Source organism: Hymenobacter puniceus (assembly GCF_014333525.1).
Lineage (GTDB): Bacteria > Bacteroidota > Bacteroidia > Cytophagales > Hymenobacteraceae > Hymenobacter.
The window spans coordinates 180,966-202,130 of the sequence record NZ_JACSCX010000004.1; the positions used below are offsets into that span (position 1 = coordinate 180,966).

The 21,165-nt window shown below is 55.8% G+C and carries 11 protein-coding genes; 6 read left to right on the forward strand and 5 right to left on the reverse strand.

From position 1 onward, the window contains the following. Positions 1-28 precede the first annotated feature (28 nt). Together H8B14_RS13100 and H8B14_RS13105 are read right to left on the reverse strand one after the other, a co-directional pair. The gene (locus H8B14_RS13100; protein WP_187316094.1) at positions 29-1,444 is read right to left on the reverse strand and encodes an anthranilate synthase component I family protein; all 1,416 of its coding nucleotides are present in this window, start codon (positions 1,442-1,444) and stop codon (positions 29-31) included. Between the two features lie 322 nt (positions 1,445-1,766). Continuing rightward, complete coding sequence (locus tag H8B14_RS13105) at positions 1,767-3,188, reverse strand: alpha/beta hydrolase-fold protein (RefSeq protein WP_187316095.1); 1,422 nt, start codon at positions 3,186-3,188, stop codon at positions 1,767-1,769. A 950-nt stretch (positions 3,189-4,138) separates the two neighbouring features. On the opposite strand from H8B14_RS13105, the gene H8B14_RS13110 reads away from it, so the two are divergent. Further along, on the forward strand, positions 4,139-7,162 hold the full coding sequence (locus tag H8B14_RS13110; RefSeq protein ID WP_187316096.1) for a SusC/RagA family TonB-linked outer membrane protein: 3,024 nt from the start codon (positions 4,139-4,141) through the stop codon (positions 7,160-7,162). A 14-nt stretch (positions 7,163-7,176) separates the two neighbouring features. Continuing rightward, on the forward strand, positions 7,177-8,790 hold the full coding sequence (locus H8B14_RS13115) for a RagB/SusD family nutrient uptake outer membrane protein (RefSeq protein ID WP_187316097.1): 1,614 nt from the start codon (positions 7,177-7,179) through the stop codon (positions 8,788-8,790). A 454-nt stretch (positions 8,791-9,244) separates the two neighbouring features. Here H8B14_RS13115 and H8B14_RS13120 read toward each other — a convergent pair whose 3' ends face one another. Further along, positions 9,245-10,396: a T9SS type A sorting domain-containing protein gene (locus tag H8B14_RS13120; RefSeq protein WP_187316098.1), complete on the reverse strand. Its 1,152-nt coding sequence runs from the start codon at positions 10,394-10,396 to the stop codon at positions 9,245-9,247. Positions 10,397-10,732: 336 nt separating this feature from the next. Between H8B14_RS13120 and H8B14_RS13125 the strand changes: the two genes are divergently transcribed. Next, positions 10,733-11,578, forward strand: a complete 846-nt coding sequence (locus tag H8B14_RS13125) for an N-acetylglucosamine kinase (protein WP_187316099.1) — start codon at positions 10,733-10,735, stop codon at positions 11,576-11,578. Between the two features lie 89 nt (positions 11,579-11,667). Here the strand turns inward: H8B14_RS13125 and H8B14_RS13130 are convergent, their stop codons facing one another. After that, positions 11,668-14,454 carry a DUF4961 domain-containing protein gene (locus tag H8B14_RS13130; protein ID WP_222840602.1) on the reverse strand — a complete coding sequence of 929 codons (2,787 nt, stop codon included), beginning with the start codon at positions 14,452-14,454 and terminating at the stop codon, positions 11,668-11,670. A 284-nt stretch (positions 14,455-14,738) separates the two neighbouring features. Between H8B14_RS13130 and H8B14_RS13135 the strand changes: the two genes are divergently transcribed. From H8B14_RS13135 to H8B14_RS13145, 3 genes are all read left to right on the forward strand, one after another. Next, complete coding sequence (locus tag H8B14_RS13135) at positions 14,739-15,653, forward strand: DUF2279 domain-containing protein (RefSeq protein WP_315984828.1); 915 nt, start codon at positions 14,739-14,741, stop codon at positions 15,651-15,653. Positions 15,654-16,057: 404 nt separating this feature from the next. Continuing rightward, a complete protein-coding gene (locus tag H8B14_RS13140; RefSeq protein WP_187316101.1) occupies positions 16,058-17,155 on the forward strand; it encodes a Smr/MutS family protein in 1,098 nt (365 codons plus the stop codon). 594 nt (positions 17,156-17,749) lie between these two features. Next, on the forward strand, positions 17,750-19,612 hold the full coding sequence (locus H8B14_RS13145; RefSeq protein ID WP_187316102.1) for a M1 family metallopeptidase: 1,863 nt from the start codon (positions 17,750-17,752) through the stop codon (positions 19,610-19,612). Between the two features lie 991 nt (positions 19,613-20,603). On the opposite strand, the gene H8B14_RS13150 is transcribed toward H8B14_RS13145, so the two are convergent. Then, positions 20,604-21,155 carry a hypothetical protein gene (locus tag H8B14_RS13150; RefSeq protein WP_187316103.1) on the reverse strand — a complete coding sequence of 184 codons (552 nt, stop codon included), beginning with the start codon at positions 21,153-21,155 and terminating at the stop codon, positions 20,604-20,606. Positions 21,156-21,165 lie beyond the last annotated feature (10 nt).

The window sequence follows — 21,165 nt, forward strand, 5'->3', positions numbered from 1 at the left end:
TTCAGCCCTGGGACGGCTGCCGCCGATGCTACACCTGCTCCGCGGCCTGCAGCGCCTTGCGCAGGGCGGCCAGCTTGTGGTGCACTTCGTTGAGTTCGGAGTTGATATCGGAGGCGGCTACCACGCCAGCGCCGGCCTGGAAATAAAGTTGGCCGGCCGTGCTCAGGAAGGAGCGGATCATGATGGCGTGGTTGAAGTCGCCGTTGAAGCCCAAGTGGCCGATGGCGCCGCCGTAGTAGCCGCGGGCGGTCGGTTCCAGGCCATCAATGAGCTGCATGGCGCGGTGCTTGGGGGCCCCCGAGAGCGTGCCGGCCGGGAAGGTGTCGGCCACCACCTGCAGGGAGTTGGTGCCGGCGGCCAGGGTGGCGTTCACCTCGCTCACCAGGTGAATCACGTGCGAGTAGAACTGGATTTCGCGGAAGGTTTTCACCCGCACGTTGTCGCCGTGGCGGGCCAGGTCGTTGCGGGCCAGGTCCACCAGCATCACGTGCTCGGCGTTTTCCTTGGGGTCGTCGGCCAGCTTCTGGGCCAGGGCGGCATCCTCGGTGTCGTGGCCAGTCCGGCGGAAGGTGCCCGCAATGGGGAACAGGCTGGCCTCGCGGCCCTGGATGCGCACCTGTGCCTCCGGCGACGACCCAAAAATCTTGAAGGAACCGTAATCGAAGTAGAACAGGTAGGGCGAGGGGTTGATGGAGCGCAGCGCCCGGTACACGTTGAACTCGTCGCCCGAAAAGCCCTGCTGAAACCGGCGCGACAGCACAATCTGAAATACGTCGCCCCGCAGGCAGTGCTGCTGGCCCTGCGCCAGCACCTTCAGGAACTCCTCGTCGGTCTGGTTGGTCTGCTCCTCCCCTTCCGTCCGGAACTTGAAATCGGGCAGCGAGGGGTTGCGGATCAGGTTCACCAGCTTGGTCAGCCCGTCCTCGTCCACCTCCTGGCCCTGCAGCGTGTGCTCGAACACGTACAGCTCGTTGCGGAAGTGGTTGATGGCAATAACGTAGCGGTAAGTACCGTACAGGATGTCCGGAACCTGACCGGCGGGCTGCTTGTCGGGGTTGAGCGTAAGGTCCTCAAAGGCCTGCACCGCCTCGTAGCCCAGGTACCCGAATAGCCCGCCCGTGATGAAGTCGTGGCCGGTATCCTCGGTCTGGAAGCTGGCCGCAAAGGCCTGCAGGCGTGCCAGGGCCGTGCGGGGCGAGTCGAGCGTTTCGGTTTCGGTGGTATCGTCGGGCAGCGTGAGGGTCAGCTCCCGGCCGCGCAGCTCAAAGCGGGCCAGCGGGTCGAAGGCCAGGTAGCTGAACGCGTTCTGCTGACCGTGGTAGTCGGAGCTTTCCAGCAGCAGGCAGTTATCGTACCGGTCGCGCAGGCGCAGGTAGAGGCTCACGGGCGTCACGGTGTCGGCCAGAACGCGCAGGTGGCGGGTGGTGAGCTGGTAGGTTTGCATGAGCGGGGCTGGTTGTGGTGGTGAAGAAGGAGTAGCCAGCGCCGGGCAATAAAAAAAGCCCGGCGGGCGGCCGGGCTTTCTGTATAGTCGTTGCGAAGAAAAGGATTCGATTCTAACGCACGCACAGGCTGTCCCGTCCGGAATTTCCGTAGGGCCACCACCAGGCTTGCTGCGTCGTCGAAAAAATCATAGTTCAGAGAGTAATCAGGGGCTTGAACGCCACAAAGGTACTGGAGGTTCGGTAGCGCGCAAGCAACTGCCATATTTTATACCTGAAATATAGGCAGCCCACGGGGCAGGTTGTTGCAAAAATCACAGCCCGCTACTCCTTAGTAAGCGTCTGCGTGCCCGATTGTTTTCCACCAGATACCCGCAGAAAGTACATGCCACGCGTCAGGGCCGCTATACTGATTGAGTCGCCGGTGCGCACTTTGCTTTTCAGCACTACGCGGCCCGTAGTGTCGAGCACTTCCAGCCGGGCATCATGCAGGCCGGTTGACAACTCTATTCGCAGCAGGTCTTTAGCGGGCACAGGGTAAGCACTGAATGCCAGGTACCCCGCGCTGTTTTTGGTGCTCAGGGCACTTGCCGGCGCAAACAGCCACCGGTAAGCCGCCGAAAACTCCCGCTTCCAGAACCATTCGGCGTGCTGCCCGTCGGTACGGGGGTTGAAGCTCAGGTTGGCAACCGGCACGCCGCCCCGGGCCAGCGAGTCGCGCATGGCCTGCATCAGCGGCACCATGGTCTGGCTTTCGGTGGTGCCGCTCACGAAGTAGAAGCGGGTGTCGGGGTTGGCCGGGTGCTGGCGCAGGTACTGAAACAGCGGTGCCTGCGCAAACCAGTAGGCCGGCGAGAATACGCCTACCTTGCTGTACACCTGTGGATACTTGAGGGCGGCGTACGTTGAAATCAGCCCGCCCATGCTGCTGCCAGCGACGCCCGTGTATTCGCGCCCCGTGAGTGTGCGGTAGTTCTGGTCGATATAAGGCTTGAGCGTCTGCACCATAAAATCCACATACTGGTCGCCCTGGCCGCCGCCGTACTGTGGGTTGTTCCAGGGGGATAGTTCGTTGAGCCGGTCGTTGCCGCCGTTATCCACGGCCACCACAATGGAGCCAGTAGCGTCCAGGCCTTGCTGCTGCAGCTGGCTCAGGGTTTCATCCACGCTCCATTCCCCCGAAAAGCTGGTGCAGGCATCAAACACGTTCTGGCCGTCGTGCATATACAGCACGGGGTAGCGCTTGGCAGTTGCCGTCGTGTAATCATTAGGCAGATACACCCACACACGACGCGTACGGTTCAGCTGCGGCATCTGAAACGAGGTACTGATGACCCGTACGTTGGGCTGAAGCGCCGTGCTTTGGCAACTACCGCCGCCGCTGCCCTGGTCTTTCCAAGTAGCCACCTGCAGGTCTACGGTGGTGGGGCTGCTGCCAATGGTATAGCGCCGGTTGCCAATATCGTTGAACTGAGCATCTGCTTCTACAGTAGCCCAGGAACCACGCGTAAACTTAAACTCCACAGTTCCGGTCACGGTAGCTGGCAGGGTCAGTTGATAGGTTCCATCGGGGTTACGGCTGAAGGCCTGGGCGGCATTGGCCGGGTTCCAGTTATTGACGGTGCCCGCCAAGTACAGGGTGGCGGATGCTGGAGTAGTGGCAGGCACACTGGTCAGGCGCAGGGTGGTTTGAGCCTGCACAGTTCCGTAGCTTAAGAGTAGTGTTGCGAGAAAAGCGTGTTTCATAAGGCAATGGCAATGAGTGTTAGCTCACCAAGTGGAGCATGGTATTGTAAAAAGTAAGCGCTATGGCAGAGTGGCTTCGACCAATCATGGGCCATGATTGTCCGGTATCGGACGTATTTAATACCTGCATTTTTCCGGGAATCTGCTAGTGGAATCTGCAAACTATGGTCTGCGAAAGCCAAGCAAGTTCAGAAGTATTGGCCAAGGTAAGTAACAGCTTGCTTATCCGCCTTTAGGTTTGGCAACACACCAGATAACGCCCTAGGATATATACAAAAATATAGCACGCCGAACCTAAGCTCCACATGCCTGCGAGTGGTACTTGGTTGATTTGTGCTGATCACTCCAAAAACACCAGCAAAACTCATTTTCGCCTATTAGTCGAGTGCCCTGTTATTCTTGAATGGGCATTTCAGTGAGATAACACCATTTTTCTTATTATTCCCCTCTGCCTGAAAGGGGGTTATCAACACGCGAGGCAATTATAGATTTGGTTTATGAAGCTACTTGCTATACAACACCAAGTCAATACAGCACCATATCCAAGCAACAAAGCGTCAGATAGAATGGTCGATTGTTATCGTGCGTCATTGGCCGTAGACTAATGAATCAGCACTTTAGCAGGTGCTTACTCACCCTTCTCAGCGACTTGCGTATGGCCTTAAACTTGACAGCGTTTCTGCCGCGCAGTTTTCATCCGCTGTTTTGCAATCATAGTCCAATTATCACTATACCTCTTTGCTCTGCCTCCGGCGTTGTAAATGTGGACTATCTGCCTTTAACTTGCGAAGTTTTTTAACAGTAATGAGGCAGTTAATCGTCGCTAAAAGTGCCCCGGAAGGCAGTGCTTACTCACTGTAAAACGGACACTGTAGACGCTGCAATGGTCTCATCAATTCCCACTCCGGAGGCATCCGGGAAAAACCATTTCAACCCCTAATACTTTTCCCATGAAACAACCCTACCTGGCGAAACTCTTGTTTCTGCTACTGTTCGTTTGTGCCGGATTTACTGGTGCATTCGCGCAGACTGGTTCCGTGAGTGGCCGTGTTGTAGACGAAAAGAATGGTGGCCTGCCCGGCGTAACCGTTATCGTTGAAGGCACCACGCTTGGCAACTCCACCAATTCAGATGGTACGTACTCCATCCAGAACGTTCCGGCTGGTCCTCGTACGCTGGTTATCTCGTTTGTGGGCTACACCACTGGCCGCATTCCGGTAACGGTAGCGGCAGGCCAGAACACAGCCGTTGCCAGCACAACACTCAACGAAAACACTACTTTGCTCAACGAAGCGGTAGTAGTAGGCTACGGCACCGTGCGCAAGCAGGACGTAACTGGCTCCGTAACGGCAGTTACCTCGCGCGACTTCGTGAAAGGCCAGATTACCACCCCGGAGCAGCTCATCAGCGGTAAGGTAGCTGGTGTGCAGATTACGGGTAGCGGCGGCGCTCCTGGCGCTGGCAGCACCATTCGCATCCGTGGCGGCTCTTCGCTTAGCGCCACCAATGACCCCCTCATCGTTATCGACGGTGTGCCTGTGAACGGCGGGGAAGTAAGCGGCACAGGCAACGCCCTGAACCTGATTAACCCTAACGACATTGAGACTTTTACGGTGCTCAAGGACGCTTCGGCCACGGCCATTTATGGTTCGCGCGCTTCCAACGGCGTTATTATCATCACCACCAAAAAAGGCATCAGCGGCGAGAAAACCCGCGTGAACGTAAGCTCGCAGTTTTCGCTGTCTCACAACCCCAAGAAGTTCGACGTACTGTCGGGTGACGAATTCCGGGCATTGGTAAACCAGCAAGGCACGGAAGACCAGAAGGCGCTGCTTGGCACTGCCAACACCGATTGGCAGGATGCTATTTTCCGTACGGCGTATACCCAGGACTACAACGCCAGCGTCACGGGCAGCGTTGGTGCCGTCCCGTACCGCGTATCGCTGGGCCACCTCAACCAGGATGGCGTTATCAAAACCAACAACTTCAAGCGTAACAGCGTTTCGGTAGGCATTAACCCTACCCTGCTCGACGGCCACCTGCGCGTGGATGCCAACATCAAAGGCTCTTGGGTAGACAACCGTTTCGTAGAGAATGGCATTATCGGCAATGCGGTGTTCTTCAACCCAACGCAGCCTGTCACGCAGGCTGGCTCGCCTTTCGACGGCTATTTTGAGTACTACAACACTAGCCCAACCGGCAGCATTACCCGCGTAGGTTTGGCTCCAGCTAACCCTTTGGCTCGCCTGCAACAGCGCCGTGACCGGAGCACTGTGAAGCGCAGCATCGGTAATCTGGCACTTGACTACAAGCTGCACTTCCTGCCCGACCTGCGTGCAAACGTGAACGTTGGCTACGACATCACGCGCAGCAACGGCAACACCTACGTTGCTGGCAATAATGCCGCTTCGGAGTTCAACCCCAACGGCCCGGGTGGTATCGACAACCGCTACGCTCAGGACCGCGACAACAAGCTGCTCGAGACCTATCTGAACTATACCAAGGACCTCGGCACGGCTGGCCGTCTGGAGTTGTTGGGTGGTTATTCCTACCAGGATTTCCTGCGCAATGCCCCATTCTTCTTCGGCCGTCGTCCTAATGGCGACCTGATCAACCCCGCTCAGCTGGAAGCCTTCCCCGATAAGTCGCAGTATACGCTTATCTCGTACTACGGCCGTTTGAACTACAATTTCAACGACCGGTACCTGTTCACGGCCACGTTGCGTAACGACATTTCGTCGCGCTTCTCTGAAGAGAATCGTTCGGGTATTTTCCCGGCAGCAGCCTTGGCCTGGCGGATTAAAGGCGAGAACTTCTTGGCCAACTCCACTTTCCTCTCCGACCTGAAACTGCGTGTAGGCTACGGCATCACCGGCCAGCAGGACATCGGCACCAACGACTATCCTGCTCTGGCCCGCTACATCAATGGCGAAAGCACGGTTTCATACCCGGTTGGTGGCGTCTACACCATTCCGGTACGCCGGGCTCCAAGCGACCCGAACATCAAGTGGGAAGAAACCACGACCTACAACGCTGGTCTGGACTACGGCTTCGTAGATGGCCGTCTGACGGGTACTGTGGATGTATACCTGCGCAAAACCAAGGATCTGCTCAACGAGATTGAAGTTCCAGCTGGTTCGAATGCTTCCAACCGTCTGTTCACCAACGTTGGCTCGCTGGAAAACAAAGGTCTGGAACTCGGTCTGGTGGGTGTAGTGGCCCAGTCCACTGATTTCAACTGGAGCCTGACAGCTAACGCTACCTTCAACCGCAACAAAATCACGAAGCTCACGCTCAACGACAACCCGAATTCTTTGGGCTCACGCGTGGGCGGCATTGGCGGCGGCACCGGTTCGGTAATTCAAACCAACTCTATCGGTTTCCCTACCCGTTCGTTCTTCGTGCTTAAGCAGAAGTACGACAGCAACGGTAACATCATTGTACCAAGCGCAACGGTTACCGACCTGCAGGCCTTTGAAGATCTGGACAACAACGGCGTTATCAACGAGCAGGACTTGTACCGCTACCAGTCGCCAGCGCCTAGAACCATTCTGGGTTTGGGCTCGAACATGAGCTACCGCAAAGTGAACTTCGCCTTCACTATGCGCGCCAACCTTGGCAACTATGCCTACAACAACATTGCTTCCAGCTCTACGCTGGCGACCATCTTCCCGGCGCAGGCTTTCCTGAGCAATACTACCCGCTACTTCCAGCAGACGCAAGCTACTGGCGTAGGTACCAACTACCGCCTCTCCGACTACTACGTGCAGGACGCTTCGTTCCTACGTATGGACAACATCACGCTGGGATATACCATGGGTGAGGAATCGAACATTAATATCTCGCTGGCTGTTCAGAATGCATTCGTAATCACCAAGTACGATGGCATTGACCCAGAAATATTTGATGGCATCGACAACAATCTGTACCCCCGGGCTCGCACGTATACCATTGGTGTAAACTTCGGCTTCTAATTCCCCCAACTGCCATGAAATTCATTTCAACCCGAGGGTTCGCCGCACTGGCACTATCCTCCTCCCTTGTGCTGGGCACTGCCTCCTGTAACAAGGATCTGGACCGCACGCCGTTTTTTGATTTGAACACGGAGTCGGTGTACCGGGACCCGGCTGGCCAGCGCGCTGCCTTGGCGAAGCTGTATGCCGGACTTATCACCACGGGCCAAAAAACCACTGGTGCTCAGGATATCCTTGGTGATGACGAAGGAGCTACTTCCTACACCCGCGTGTTCTGGAAGATGCAGGAGCTGACCACCGACGAGGCTGTAATTGCTTGGGGCGACGGTTCCATCCAGAACCTAAACGACAATACGTGGTCGTCGAACAACAACTTTGTAAGTGCGATGTACAACCGCATTTATTTTCAGGTTGTGCTTTGCAACGACTTCATCCGGGAAATGAGCGACGCTAAGCTTAGCGAGCGAGGCATTACCGGTGAAAACCTGACCCAGGCCCGCCGGTACCGTGCCGAGGCCCGCTTTCTGCGTGCTCTGAGCTACTACCACGCGCTGGACATGTTCGGTGGCAACGTACCATTCGTAACGGAGGCTGATGTAACGGGCAAGTTCTTCCCGCGCCAAACCAACGCGGCGGAGCTCTTCAGCTACATCGAAACTGAGCTAAAGGCCATCGACGGGGAACTGATACCGGCCCGCCAGGCCGAATACGGCCGGGCCGACCAGGCTGCAGCTTGGGCACTGCTTTCCAAGCTGTATCTGAATGCACAGACGTATGTTGGTACTGCCCGCAACACGGATGTAATCGACTATACCAACCGCATTATCGGAGCTGGCTTCAGACTGACGCCACGCTACAGCAACCTTTTCCGTGCCGACAACGACCGGACTTCGGCTTCAGAAATCATTTTCCCCATCATTGCCGACGGACAGCGGACGCGCACGTATGGCGGCACTACCTTCCTGGTACACGCAGCCATTGGCGGTTCGTTGAGCACCGACACAATGGGCGTAAACTCGGGTTGGGCCGGGTTGCGCGCCAAGAAAAACCTTCCGTTGGTTTTCGGCCTGACAACCGCAGCTCAGGCAGCAGCTCCTGCTGACAAGCGGGCCTTGTTCTTCACGCAGCGCCAAAACCTGGATAACAACAGCCTGACCACCTTCCGCGACGGCTGGCTGGTTACCAAGTGGCGTAACCGCACCTCTACCAATGGTATCGGCTCTGACCCGACTGGTGAATTCGTAGATACGGACATTCCACTGTTCCGCCTCGGCGACGTATACCTGATGTATGCGGAAGCGCACCTGCGTGGCGGTGGTGGCAACCTGCAAACTGCTTTGCAGTACGTCAATGCTCTTCGCACTCGTGGCTACGGCAACACTTCCGGCAACCTTACCAGCCTTACGCTGGATGGCATTCTGGATGAGCGGATGCGAGAGTTGTACTGGGAAGGCCACCGTCGTACTGACCTGATCCGCTTTGGCAAGTTTGCGGGTTCCAGCTACCTCTGGCCCTTTAAGGGCGGTGTAGCGGGTGGTACCAACGTACCTGCCTTCCGCAACATTTTCCCATTGCCAGTATCTGACTTGACTGCTAACCCTACTCTGCGTCAGAACCCTGGTTACTAACACAGCATAGTTTCATAACAAAAAAGGCTTCCCCGGTTTGGGGAAGCCTTTTTTGTTATGAAATGGCGCGCAAATGATCTGTCTTGACTCTCTTCTTCTCGATAGCTGCTCCCCTCGTCAGGCCTTTCAGCTGCTTTTAGATGTATGGGGTTGTGAGCGTAGATTGACCCGACGAAACATGGTTACTATTATGGTAAACACAGCCAAAGTATGCCTGCTGCTTTGCTGAACAGTGCTGAGAAGCAACAGTAGACACATTTCAATTCCGTTTCGTTGCGCTCGGCACAACACTCCACCCACACACGCTCATACAGTTGCTCTGGAGCAGCAAGCCTGTGAAAGCAGGTTCTGTAGGCGAGGAGGTGCTGCGTAGCGTTGTAAAAACGGTGATATTGAACAACAAAAAAGGGCTGCTACAAACGTAGCAGCCCTTTTTTGTTGTTCAAGGTAAAGCTTACAGCAATACTACTTTGCGGGTAGCCGTCATGTCGCCAACCTGTACCTTCACGAGGTAAGTGCCAGCGGCTACGTCCTGCGTGCTAACTGTTTCGCGCTGTGGGCCGGCAGCTACGTTGCCGTTGCGGAGCGTACGAACCGTGCGGCCCATCAGGTCGGTAAGAACGATGTTCACGTTTTGCGACTTGTTCAGCACCTGATACGAAACCGTAGCCTCACCAGCAGCAGGGTTTGGGAATACGTTCATAGCAATACGCTGGTCGTCAGCCTGCTTGAGGCCAAGTACTGCCAGCGTGAAAGGAGCTGCCTGCGTGCCACCAATGGTGGTGAAATCAGGGCTGGCAGCAGCGTTGCCGCTGTTAGCGCTGATAGCTGGCGTAGCCTGAGGAATGAAGTCGGAAGATACATAGCCACCGTCGCCATTGTTCTGCACTGCGAAGATGGTCAACTGTGGGGTACCAGTGGTACCGGCGCCCATGGCAGCACGGTCGAGCTCGAACTCCCAACCAAACGAACCGGCACCACCACCCGTTGCAACGCCTGGGTTGGTCAGCACTTTGCCATCAGTCGAATTGCGGTAAGCCGAACGAGCACCTGCAAAGCGGGTATATGGAGCCGTAGCGGTAGCAGTAGCAGGAACGGTAATAGCGGTACCGTTTACAGCCATACCTGGAGCTAGTACCTTGTCAGTGCCCGTAGTGGCTGTGTACACAATGCCTTCAACGTTGAGGATGGTACCGTCTCCTTTGATGCCGATAGCCATGTCCGGAGCAAAATCCATCAAGGCATCCATCTTCTCAAACGAAGTACCCGAACCGGCAATACCGCCTGGCAGGTCATTAGTGCCCGTTACACCGGGAACGTCGATGTACAGCTGGAATGAGTTCTTACCGCCTGTTGCGGCATTCTCTACAGTGCCTGCAACGAAAAAATAAACCTTGCTGCCAGAGTTGGCGGCGTAGAGGCTCAACAGGCCCCAATCACCGAAACCACGTGGGTTCGTGAACTGGCCAATACGTACGTAACGACCGGAGTTGGCAGCACCAATTTCGGTGGCATTGAGAATACCATCAACCGTGATTTGTGCTTGCGCGGTGAGAGCCGTAGCGGCCATGGCACCTGCAGCTGCCAGAGTAAAGAGTTTTTTCATGATCGTGAAAAAATGGTTGAAAAAGTGTGGAAAAAGTTAGTAGTCACTAGCCGCTTTTGTGGTGGTGCCACTGTGTAGTAAAAGTACCACCAAGAGCTGAAAAAAAAAGTTTTAAAAGCGCTTTTCTACATGAATAACCGTAGAAATAAGGTTCTTTTTCAGGAAAAAAGCCTACTGGTGAGTGGGCGCTATTTCCTAGCACGTCGTGCCCTAATACGGCATCGGCAAATAGGAGGTTTGGTTGGGTAGCACATTTGCAGTGCGGGCCGTACATTCGTAGTAGCCAGCCACCAATTCCGGGGATGCGCTATCTGTTTTTTCATTCAGTTTCAGCCTATGATTCTCATTGCCGATGGCGGCTCTACCAAGAGCAGCTGGTGCCAGCTCGACGAAGCAGGCAACCGGGTACACTTCAACACCGAAGGATACAACCCCGATTTTATTGATACAGCCGGCGTAGTGGCTTCGCTGGAGAAAAACCTTCCGGAGACGCTTCCCCGGGCAGAAGTAACCGAGGTATTTTATTACGGTGCCGGAGTCTCATCGGCAAAGAAGGCCGAAATATTGGCGCAGGCAATGCGCCAGGTATTTTCACAGGCTAAAGTCACCGTCGACCACGACCTGCTGGCGTCGGCGCGGGCGCTACTTGGCACCAAGCCCGGCTTTGCCGCTATTCTCGGTACGGGCACTAATTCTTGCCTGTATGACGGCACCCGCATTACGCATAATGTCGATTCGCTCGGCTACTTCCTGGGGGATGAGGGCTCCGGCTCGTTTATTGGCAAACGCCTCTTGCGGGATTATCTGCGGGGCCTGCTCCCTGACGGCCTGCAGGAGATTTTTCAGGAAGAGTTCAAGCTCACCCGCGAAGACATTCTGGACCGCCTCTATAACCAGCCGCTGCCCAACCGTTTTCTGGCCAGCTTTGCCAAGTTCACCTACGACCACAACAACATCAGCTACTGCCGCGAAATTGTGCTGCAGGGTTTCGAGACGTTCTTTGAGAACATCGTCCAGCATTACCCTAATTACCAAGACTACACCTTCAACTGCATCGGCTCGGTTGGCTACAACTTCCGCGATGCGCTGGTGCAGGTAGCGAAAGCACACAATATGGAAGTGGGCAAAATCATCCGCTCTCCTATCGATGACCTTGTTTCCTTTCATGAAGGCAAGTTTTAGGCTCTAACCGAATCAGACACTCGGACATAAAAAATCCCCGCTGGCGATTGTCAGCGGGGATTTTTTATGTCCGAGTGTCTGATTCGGTTTTAGTGCTGTACCAGAAGCCGAATGGTTTGCTGTTGTTCACCAGCCTGCAGGCGCACCATATAAACACCGTTGGCCAGCCCACTAACCGGCAGTTGCAACTCGTGCGGACCACTGCCTTGGCGACCTATCGTTACCGGAGCTTGTACTTTGGCACCTAGTAGGTTAGTTACGGTTACGGTAACCGGAGTAGCCGAAGTGAGAGTGTACTGCACCGTAGCCAACGTGGAAACGGGGTTTGGTGAAGCACTCAGGCGCAAATCAGCGGTGGTTATGCGGCGCGGCTTGTTGCTCAGCACCACGGCAGCCGGCAGTTTCACGCGGCGCGAAGTATATACCGCATACTCACCGGGCTGCACGGCTACGCGGGCGGCAATATCAGTTACTTGAATACTGTCGCCGCGCAGGTAATTATACCACTTGCCGGTGCTCTGGAAACCAGGCAGCACGCTGTCTGGCTGCACACCAAAATTGCCGATAACCACCACGTTCATGCTCGGGTCGGTGATACGGATAGACTTGGGGCCGCGGGTACCAACGATGGCCACATCGCGCGACTCGAAGGCCGGCTCATTTACTTTCAGTGCGTTGAGTGCAGCATACACGTTGTACAACTGACGGCGGCCAGGCTCGGTCTGGTAGTTCCACCGAATTGGCTTCTGGCCGGTACGGCCGTTGAAATTGATGCTCACATCATAGCCCAGCTCCCCAAACTGCCAGATCATCTTCGGGCCAGGAACAGTCAGGAAGAAGGCAGCGGCCATTTCGGCGCGCGACAGAGCCACTGGCAGCGTACGGATGTTGTAGTTCGGGTTGGCAGTACTTCCATTGGTTAAGGCACCCACGATCAAACGTTCTTCGTCGTGGCTTTCCATGTAACTCACCAGATTGGGATTGTTGAACTGCCGCGACAAGTACGAGACGCCACTGAAATTAGCAGATGCCCCGGTGATGGCCGAAGTATACGCTCCATGCATGTTGCCCCACAGCATCATGCCGGCATCGGCCAGCACCTTTTCTTCGCTGTTTTCAGCAAAATGCTCCAGAATCGGGTACAACGTTGGATCAATGGCCGTCATGGTGCTATGATAGTCAAGCAGAATGTTGATGCGTGACTGGTCGTAGAGGCGGAAAACACCGTCGTCGGTGGAAACCCGTTGCGTGAAACCTTTGCTGAGGTCGAAGCGGTAGCCATCGACGCGGTATTCCTGTAGCCAGTAAGCAATTACCTGCTTGGAGAAGTAGCGTGTGAACGGCGACTCGTGGTTGAAGTCGTAGCAGACGTTGAAGGGGTGCGTGGCCGTGCGGTTAAACCAAGGTGAGTCAGTAGACGGGTTGCCGCCGTCGAAATACATCTGCACCATAGGGCTCTGGCCGCAGGAGTGGTTGAGCACAATGTCAAGCACCACGGCAATACCGCGGCGGTGGGCTTCGTCAATGAAGGTCTTCAGTGCGTCTTTGGTGCCGTAGTATTTGTCGGGAGCGAAGTAGAACGAAGGGTTGTAGCCCCACGAATCGTTGCCCTCAAACTCGTTCACGGGCATCAGCTCGATGCAGTTTACACCCAGGCGCTTCAGATAAGTCAGCGTGTCTTGCAGGGTGCGGTAATCGTGGCGGGCAATAAAGTCGCGCAGGTGCAGCTCATACACCACCAAGTCGGTGCGCTTAGGGCGCTGGAAGTTGTTGACCTGCCACTGGTATGGTGTCTGGTTGCTTTGCAGCACCGATACAATGCCCGTGGTCTGGCCGGTTGGATAAGGCTTCAGGTTCGGATACGTCACAGCCGGAATAAACCGGTCGTTGCTGGGGTCCAGCACTTTTTCCGCGTAAGGATCCGCCACGCGCAGAATGCCGTTTACCTCGTACTGGTAGGCATATTCCCGGCCGGGGGTCAGGTTATCAATTTGCACCCACCAGCGGGCGTTGGCTGCATCGGTGTCGGGGGTTTTCTTCATGAAACCGGCTGTGGTCTGCTGCCAGTTGTTGAATTCGCCGAGCACATATATAAAGCTTTTGCCGGGCGCCGTGAGGCTCAGGATAGCCGACGTACCGCCGTTGATGTAGGTGATACCATCTTTCTTGGCGCCAGCTGGCAGTGCCGCCACCGTCACTTGGGGGCTCACGACGATCAGTACCGAGTCGGAAGCGGTAAGCGTACCATTGGTGGCCGTGAAGCGCACTACGTTGCGCCCAACCTGATTTACTGTAACCGTAGTGCTGAGCGCGGTGCCGGTTTGCTGGGCCACCTGCACACCATTGAGGCGGAAGGTAAGCTGGGCGCTGGCAGAAGCAATACCCGAAACGGCTACCTGCGTGCCAGCCGGCACAAACTGCGCCGTGGTAGGTGACGTGATGCGAGCATCCAGCGCACTTTGCGAGATATTTATCAGAATGTCGCCGCCGTCGCCACGGCCCACTACCGAGCCATCGGCATTTTTGAAAATCATAGCCAGCTTCAGCATCCGCTCGGTGGCCGGCACGCCATAGAACGTGCGTGGCGTGAAGCTGATGGTGTACAGGTTAGGATTGGTAGTGCTGCGTGTCATCTGCGCAGCCGGATCCGGCTGATTGAACGACGGGCTCTTCACGTATTTCCAGTCGGTGTCGTTGGTGCTGCGTTCGGTGATAACACCCGTCCAGATATATACCGGGCCGGTGAAACCGGCTAATGCTCCATTACCTCTGGTTGCATCATAGGTAAGCGTAATAGGCGTGGTATCCTGAAAGAATACCGGGTCGGTGGTCACCACCTGGGCCTGCAAAACCGGCATTCCGGCCAGCATTGCCATAAGGCTTAGTAACAGTCGAAGTGTTTTCATGAAAAAGGAACGTGGGAATTTTTAGTAGGCAACAAACAGAAATCTAATGCTGTATTAACCGATAACGTAACATATCTGCTACATTTCAGTGCAAGGTGGCATTAAAGATACACCAGAGGTGAGCACTCACACAAACTGCAAACGCCATTTTTTGTAGCTTTAAGCCCTTTTTAACCTCCGTCTTTGTGCTATCATTCAGGCTAGCGTTCATCCTATTGCTACCAACTGCCCGGCAGGTGCTTAGCCGATGGAGGGTGGCCGCCTTGCTGGCGCTGCCGTTCCCGGCTGCTGCTCAGGAGCCTGACGCTGCACTACCCGTTTTGGCTTTTGATTCCTTACCGGCTGCCTCGCCTGATAGTAGCTTGCTCAGCCGGCGCCTCCCGGTGCTGGCAGGTGGGCTGGCCGTCACGTACACAGGTTTGCTATATGGCCTGAGCAAAGGCTGGTACACAGGCGAGCGGGCCCCGCTGCACTGGTTCAACGACCTACCCGAATGGAAGCAGATGGACAAGGCCGGACACTTTTGGGGCGCTTTCCATCAGAGCCGTGGCGCGGTAGACATGCTTCGCTGGGCGGGAGTGCCGGAGCGCCGTGCCCTCTGGTATGGCGGTTTTGTGGGGTTCCTGCTGCAAAGCCCCATCGAGTTGCTCGACGGCCGCGACCCGGCCTACGGTGCTTCCGCCACTGATCTGGCGGCCAATTTTCTGGGTTCGGCCGGCCTGATCGGACAGCATCTGGCCTGGGGCGAGGTGCGCCTGATGCCCAAGTACTCGTTTCATACCACGCCTTACGCCGCCCGCCGTCCCAACGTACTGGGCCGGAGTCTGGCCGAGCAGCACCTGAAAGACTACAACGGCCAGACCTATTGGCTGTGCGCCGATGTAGGCGCGTGGCTGCCAGCCTCCTCGCGCTGGCCCCGCTGGCTGCAGCCGGCCGTGGGCTACGGGGCCCAGCAGATGCTGTTCAACGACCCCAACAACAACGCCGCCGCCGGCCTGAATGCCTACCGCCAATATTACCTATCGGTTGACATCGACCTGCGCCATATCCCTACTCGCAGCAAGCTGTTGCGCCGGGTGTTCTATGTGGCCAGCATCTTTCATTTGCCCGCTCCGGCCCTGGAATGGAATCAGCGCCGGGGCTTTGTGATGCGCGGGCTGTATTATTAAATCACGGATTTATAGCGTGTTTTTTAACATACACGTATTGTCTTGCTGCGCTTGCCGAAGCATTTCTCTCGCTTAGTATATACAGATTCAAGGAAGTGGCAAAGCTGCTTCGGCAACTTAGCAGTGCGCCTCATAGTGGCTGCGGCAGAGTCCAAACAAACTCTCAGCCGGACACGAATGCGAATTGCGGCCCTACTACTGCCAAGTCTGGTTTAGCAGTAATAGCCAGAGATAACAGCCTGACAATGCGGCTTTGCTGATGTTAAGCGCCGAGGGCAATGAATGAGCCGCAAGCCGAAACTGTGCGGATGCCGTATTCTTTACGACTTTTACGCTTCTAGAGCCAAGCATTATCGTGCCGGTTGAATCCGCGTAATCCAACACATTCGTTTAATCCGAGACTCATGAACATAGGAGATAGAGTGCGCCTGCTGACGGGCCGCGAGCAAGGCATCGTTACCCGCATCCTCAGCGACGAGTTGGTGGAAGTAGCCATCGACAACGACTTCACCATTCCGGTACTGCGTCGCGAGGTAGTGGTGGTGGCCGCCGACGAAGACAAGGCGTTCGGCCGCCAGGGCCCGCCCCCCGTGACGCCCCACCGGGCCAAAGCGGGCAAGCACAAGTCCGCCAAACTTGCTCCAGCGGCTGCCGCGCCCGCGGCGGGCAGCCCCGCCCCTACTGCCGAGCAACCGGCTCCGCCCAAAGCCACCGTGCCCCAGCCGGCCGCCAAAGGCCTATACCTGGCCCTCAGCCACCAGTCGCCGGAGCTGCTGTCGGTGCACATCATCAACCACACCGACCGGGAAGTACTCTACACTTACGGCGAGGAAAACCAGGGCCGCTACCGCGCCCTGCGCGCCGATAAGCTGTCTGCCAAAGCCGTAAGCGGCGCCCTGGGCCACCTGCACCTCAAGGACTTCGACCAGTGGCCGGCTTCCGTAGTACAGCTGCTGCCGCACCAGATCAACTCTGATACGGCATACGAACTACTTACTAAGCGCACCCAGTTCAAGGCCACCAGCTTTTATAGTAGCCGTCGTGAGGCGCCGATATTGGGCCGCGAGGCCTATTTGTTTCAACTGGATGAGAAGCCGGCCGCACCTGTAGCACCTGAGAAGCTGGCCGAAACTCTACAGGCCCAGCTCAGCGGCAACGCCCCCGCCAAGCCGGCCGCCGTAGCACCTGCGCCGGAGCCGGCCAAGGCCATCAAGGCCCCGCCGCACGAGGTAGACCTGCATCTGGAGGCTCTGCGTCCCGAAGGCGGTGAGGACCTCAGCAACACGGCCATCCTGAAGCTACAGCTGGAAGTGTTCGAGGATACACTGAGCCGGGCTCTGGCCACCAACATGCACGAAATCGTGTTCATCCACGGCTCCGGCAGCGGCACACTTCGCAAGGAAATCCACAAGCTGCTCAGCCGCAACAAGGACATCAAGTTCTTCGAGGATTCCAAGAAGGAGAAGTTCGGCTACGGCGCCACGCTGGTGCGGCTGAAGTAGATTTAATTGAAATTAACTCTGCCCCGGAAAGCTATTGATAGTAGCTTTCCGGGGCAGAGTTGTTAATGACAGCCCTTCGCATATGTCTATTCGCTCCATATACATCTTGATATTTTGTACAGCTTTAAGTTACACTCTCCCAGGATGTACGAATAGGTATTACCATTCCAAATTTCCCCCGAAACAACTTGGGCTCAATCAGATTCAACTGTGGCGGCTCAAACGCTTTGTAGGACAGCAGAATAGTGATAGGTGCGGCGACTGGAAACAGGGTAATTATGTAAAAGCCTACAGATTCTACCCAACAGCCACATCCGCGAATCATATAGGGTTGGTTTCCATTTACCAACGGAACCGCTCTCATAGTTCCTTGGTGTATTTTATAAAGGGGAAACACCGTATTACTCCGCTTGACTTAAAATTGGTTAGGTGCGGCTCAGCAGATTACGTTACTTCAATTGATACTACAGCTGAGAAAAGAAGACAGGTTCAAGTTGTTGAAAGCGCACTGCAACGTTATGCAGATGAATTACCAGTTATTCTTCAGCAGCAAATTAGACAATATTTTCAGTTTATCTACCGGTAATTGCGTTAATGAAACTCCCGCTTCTCTTAGCCGCTCCCCTCCTGCCGCTCTCCCTGGCGGCCCAGCAATTGCCCGTTCCCGTCAATCTGCAGGCCACCTACGCCAAGGGCACCCGCTCCGAAACCGGCGCGCCCGGCCCGAAATACTGGCAGAACTCCGCCGAGTACGACATCAACGTCAGCTTCGACCCGGCCACGCGGCGCGTGGCAGGCACCGTGGACATTGCCTACCAGAACGCCAGCCCCGACTCGCTGCGGCAGCTGCTGTTCAAGCTCTACCCCAACCTCTATCAGCAGGGCGCCCCCCGCGCCGGCCGCATTGCGCCCGAGGACGTAAGTGAGGGCGTAAAAATTGAGGCGCTGAGCCTGAACGGGCAAACGCAGGACGTAAGCAAGCTGCGCATCCAGGCCACCAACATGCCGGTGCGGCTGCCGAAGGCGCTGGGGCCGGGCCGCGCCGTGAAGGTGCGCGTGGCGTACTCGTACGTGCTCAATAAAGGCTCGCACATGCGCACTGGCGAGGTAGAGCCGAACTCCGCTTTCGTGGCCTACTTCTTCCCGCGCGTGGCCGTGTATGACGATATCGACGGCTGGCACGAGCACCCCTACAACGGCTCGCAGGAGTTCTACAACGACTTCTGCACGTTCCGGGCCGCCATCACAGTGCCGCGCAACTTCGTAGTGTGGGCCACCGGCGACCTGCTCAACCCCAACCAGACGCTCACCAAAAAGTACGCCCAGCGCCTGCGCGACGCCGAGCGCAAAGATGCCCTCACCACCATTATTAGCGAAGCCGACCTCAAGCGCCAGGACATCACCCAGCCCAACGCCCAGAACACCTGGCGCTTCGAGGCTAAGGACGTGACCGACTTCGTGTTTGCCACCACCGACCACTATGTGTGGCAGGCCAGCAGCCTCGTGGTAGACCCGGCCACCCAGCGCCGTACCCGCGTCGATGCCGTGTATAACCCCAAGCACAAGGATTTTGAGGAAGTGCTCAGCTTCAACCGCAAAACGGTGGAGGCCATGAGCTACACCTTCCCGAAGTGGCCCTTCCCCTACGCCCACGAAACCGTGTTCGACGGCCTCGACCAGATGGAGTACCCGATGATGGTGAACGATAATCCGGTGGAAACCCGCGACGACGCCATCACCCTCACCGACCACGAGGTGTTCCATACCATGTTTCCGTTCTATATGGGCACCAACGAAACCAAGTACGGCTGGATGGACGAGGGCTGGGCCACCATCGGCGAGTGGCTGATTTCGCCGCTCATTCAGCCGGGCTTCGTGGATGAGTACGGCATCGAGCCCTATGCCAAGGGCTCGGCGCAGGAATTTGATGTGCCCATCACCACGCTCAGCACCCAGCAGACTGGCACGGCTTTCTTCCTCAACTCCTACCCCAAGCCTGCGCTGGGCTACCTCTACGTAAAGGATTTGCTCGGCGACGAGCTGTTCACGAAGGCCCTGCACACCTACATCCGCAACTGGCACGGCAAGCACCCCATGCCCTACGACTTCTTCAACTCCATGAACACCGGCGCGGGCCAGAACCTGAACTGGTTCTGGCAGCGCTGGTTCTTCGACGGCGGCTACCCCGACTTGGCCATTGCCAGCGTCACGAAAACCGCCACCGGCCACGACATCGTGGTGCAGGCCAAAGGCACCAAGCCCGTCCCGGTAGATCTAACCATAACCTACACCGATGGCAAAACCGAGAAGCTGCACCGCACCATCGCCGTATGGCAGGCCGGCAACTCCAGCGTGACGGTGCCCGTGGCCACTACCAAAGCCGTGAAGCGCGTGGAGCTGGGCAGCACCTACGTGCCGGACAAGAACAAGGCGGATAATGTGTGGGAGGGGAAGTAGTATATTGATAGAAGCATGATGCAACCTTGGAGTACGATTTTAGGCTCATCCATTTGTCTTATCCTATAAATCCGCTGCACAATGAAAAGAACTTTTATTCTCGCCGCCGGTGTCTTGGGTGCTTGCCACCTAGCTAGCTGTGAAAAGACTAGCACTTCTCCTACTACTGCTAGTGGTATAGAAGGGAAATGGTTACTCGTTCGGTCAGGTGGCGGAATAACGGGGATTGTGAACGATGTCCCAGCAAGCAACCAAGTCTACAGTGTGTTCGGCCCCGACAGCGCGTACGCACTTTTGCGGTTAGGCCAGCCGGCAGAGCGAAGCATTTACCATCTACGCTCTGTGCCAGGAGCCCAGCACCAGCAGCTTCGACTGAAAGACGCTAGTCCATTCAATGGGGCACCTTATTACCGGACCTTCGCTGTTATTAAACTCACGTCGGACACCTTGCATCTTATAACCCCTGGTGGCTGCCCTTTGGTTAGTATTTATAAACGGCAAAGCTTTTCAGCCGAGGGCTTATAACCAAGCTAGGCTTACCCATTTCATGAAACGCAAAATCTCGACTTGCCACGAATTGTAGGTATCAACCTACAATTCAGATGAAACAACCTAAAAAACGCTGGGCCTGGACGGCACGCCAGCGCGGCCGAATCCGCCTATATAGCAGCTTTGGCTACCAGTTCTATCACCCCAGCGCAGAATTTAATCGTCAGCTCTTGAAGCGTCATCGAAGCCAAACCCGACAAGCGCTTATCCAACTTCGGCAAGGAACAGACGAAGCGGAAATTCACTTTCCGTACCATCACAAGCACAGTGGCCATTGGCTGTGGACTTAACCAAAAGAAAAGGGCGCCCGTTTGGGCGCCTTTTTTTAGTCTGAACTCTATGTTGCACGCAGCCCCTCTGGCAAGCTGCAGTAAGTGCAGGAACTGCTATGACGATGACAATTCGAGATCCTGTAATGTCATATAAATGCCTACTGAATCCGTTACGCCTCTCCATTGGCACCGAAATCATACCACTTCTTCCAAAGCAAATTGACGCTTAGTTGGAAAAAACAGTTTCCGCCATCATTTACTACCACCAAACTCTTCTCCCAATTTGTAGGTGCGTTCGAGCAAAAAGCGTTAACCCACACGGTCTTTTCCCCTTTGGCATTGAGCGCAGGAATTAGCTGAAGCCGATACCGTCTGAGGCCGATTGCCGAGTGCTTGTGCTCAAGATGCGCTTGTTCTGTATTGTACTCATCCACCGCTCCCTGAACCAGTCTGTACACTTCGTCAATATCCTCCCCAGTAAGCGGAGTCATAGTCGCGCCTTTCAGCACGTAGTCGGGCTTTTCGCTAAAGGGAAGAATTACATATTCTCTTTCCTGCCCTTTCGGCTCCAAAAGGGCAGGTGTCTTCACCTCGTTGGCATTTACTTGGCCTATCGTTGAGTCAGATACAATTTCCTTAGGCTTGTCCTTTTGGCAGCTCAACAATAACAGGGCAGTGAGCAAGCACAGTACATTTCTTGTCATTAGAAAATTAGGATTCAAGCAAATACAA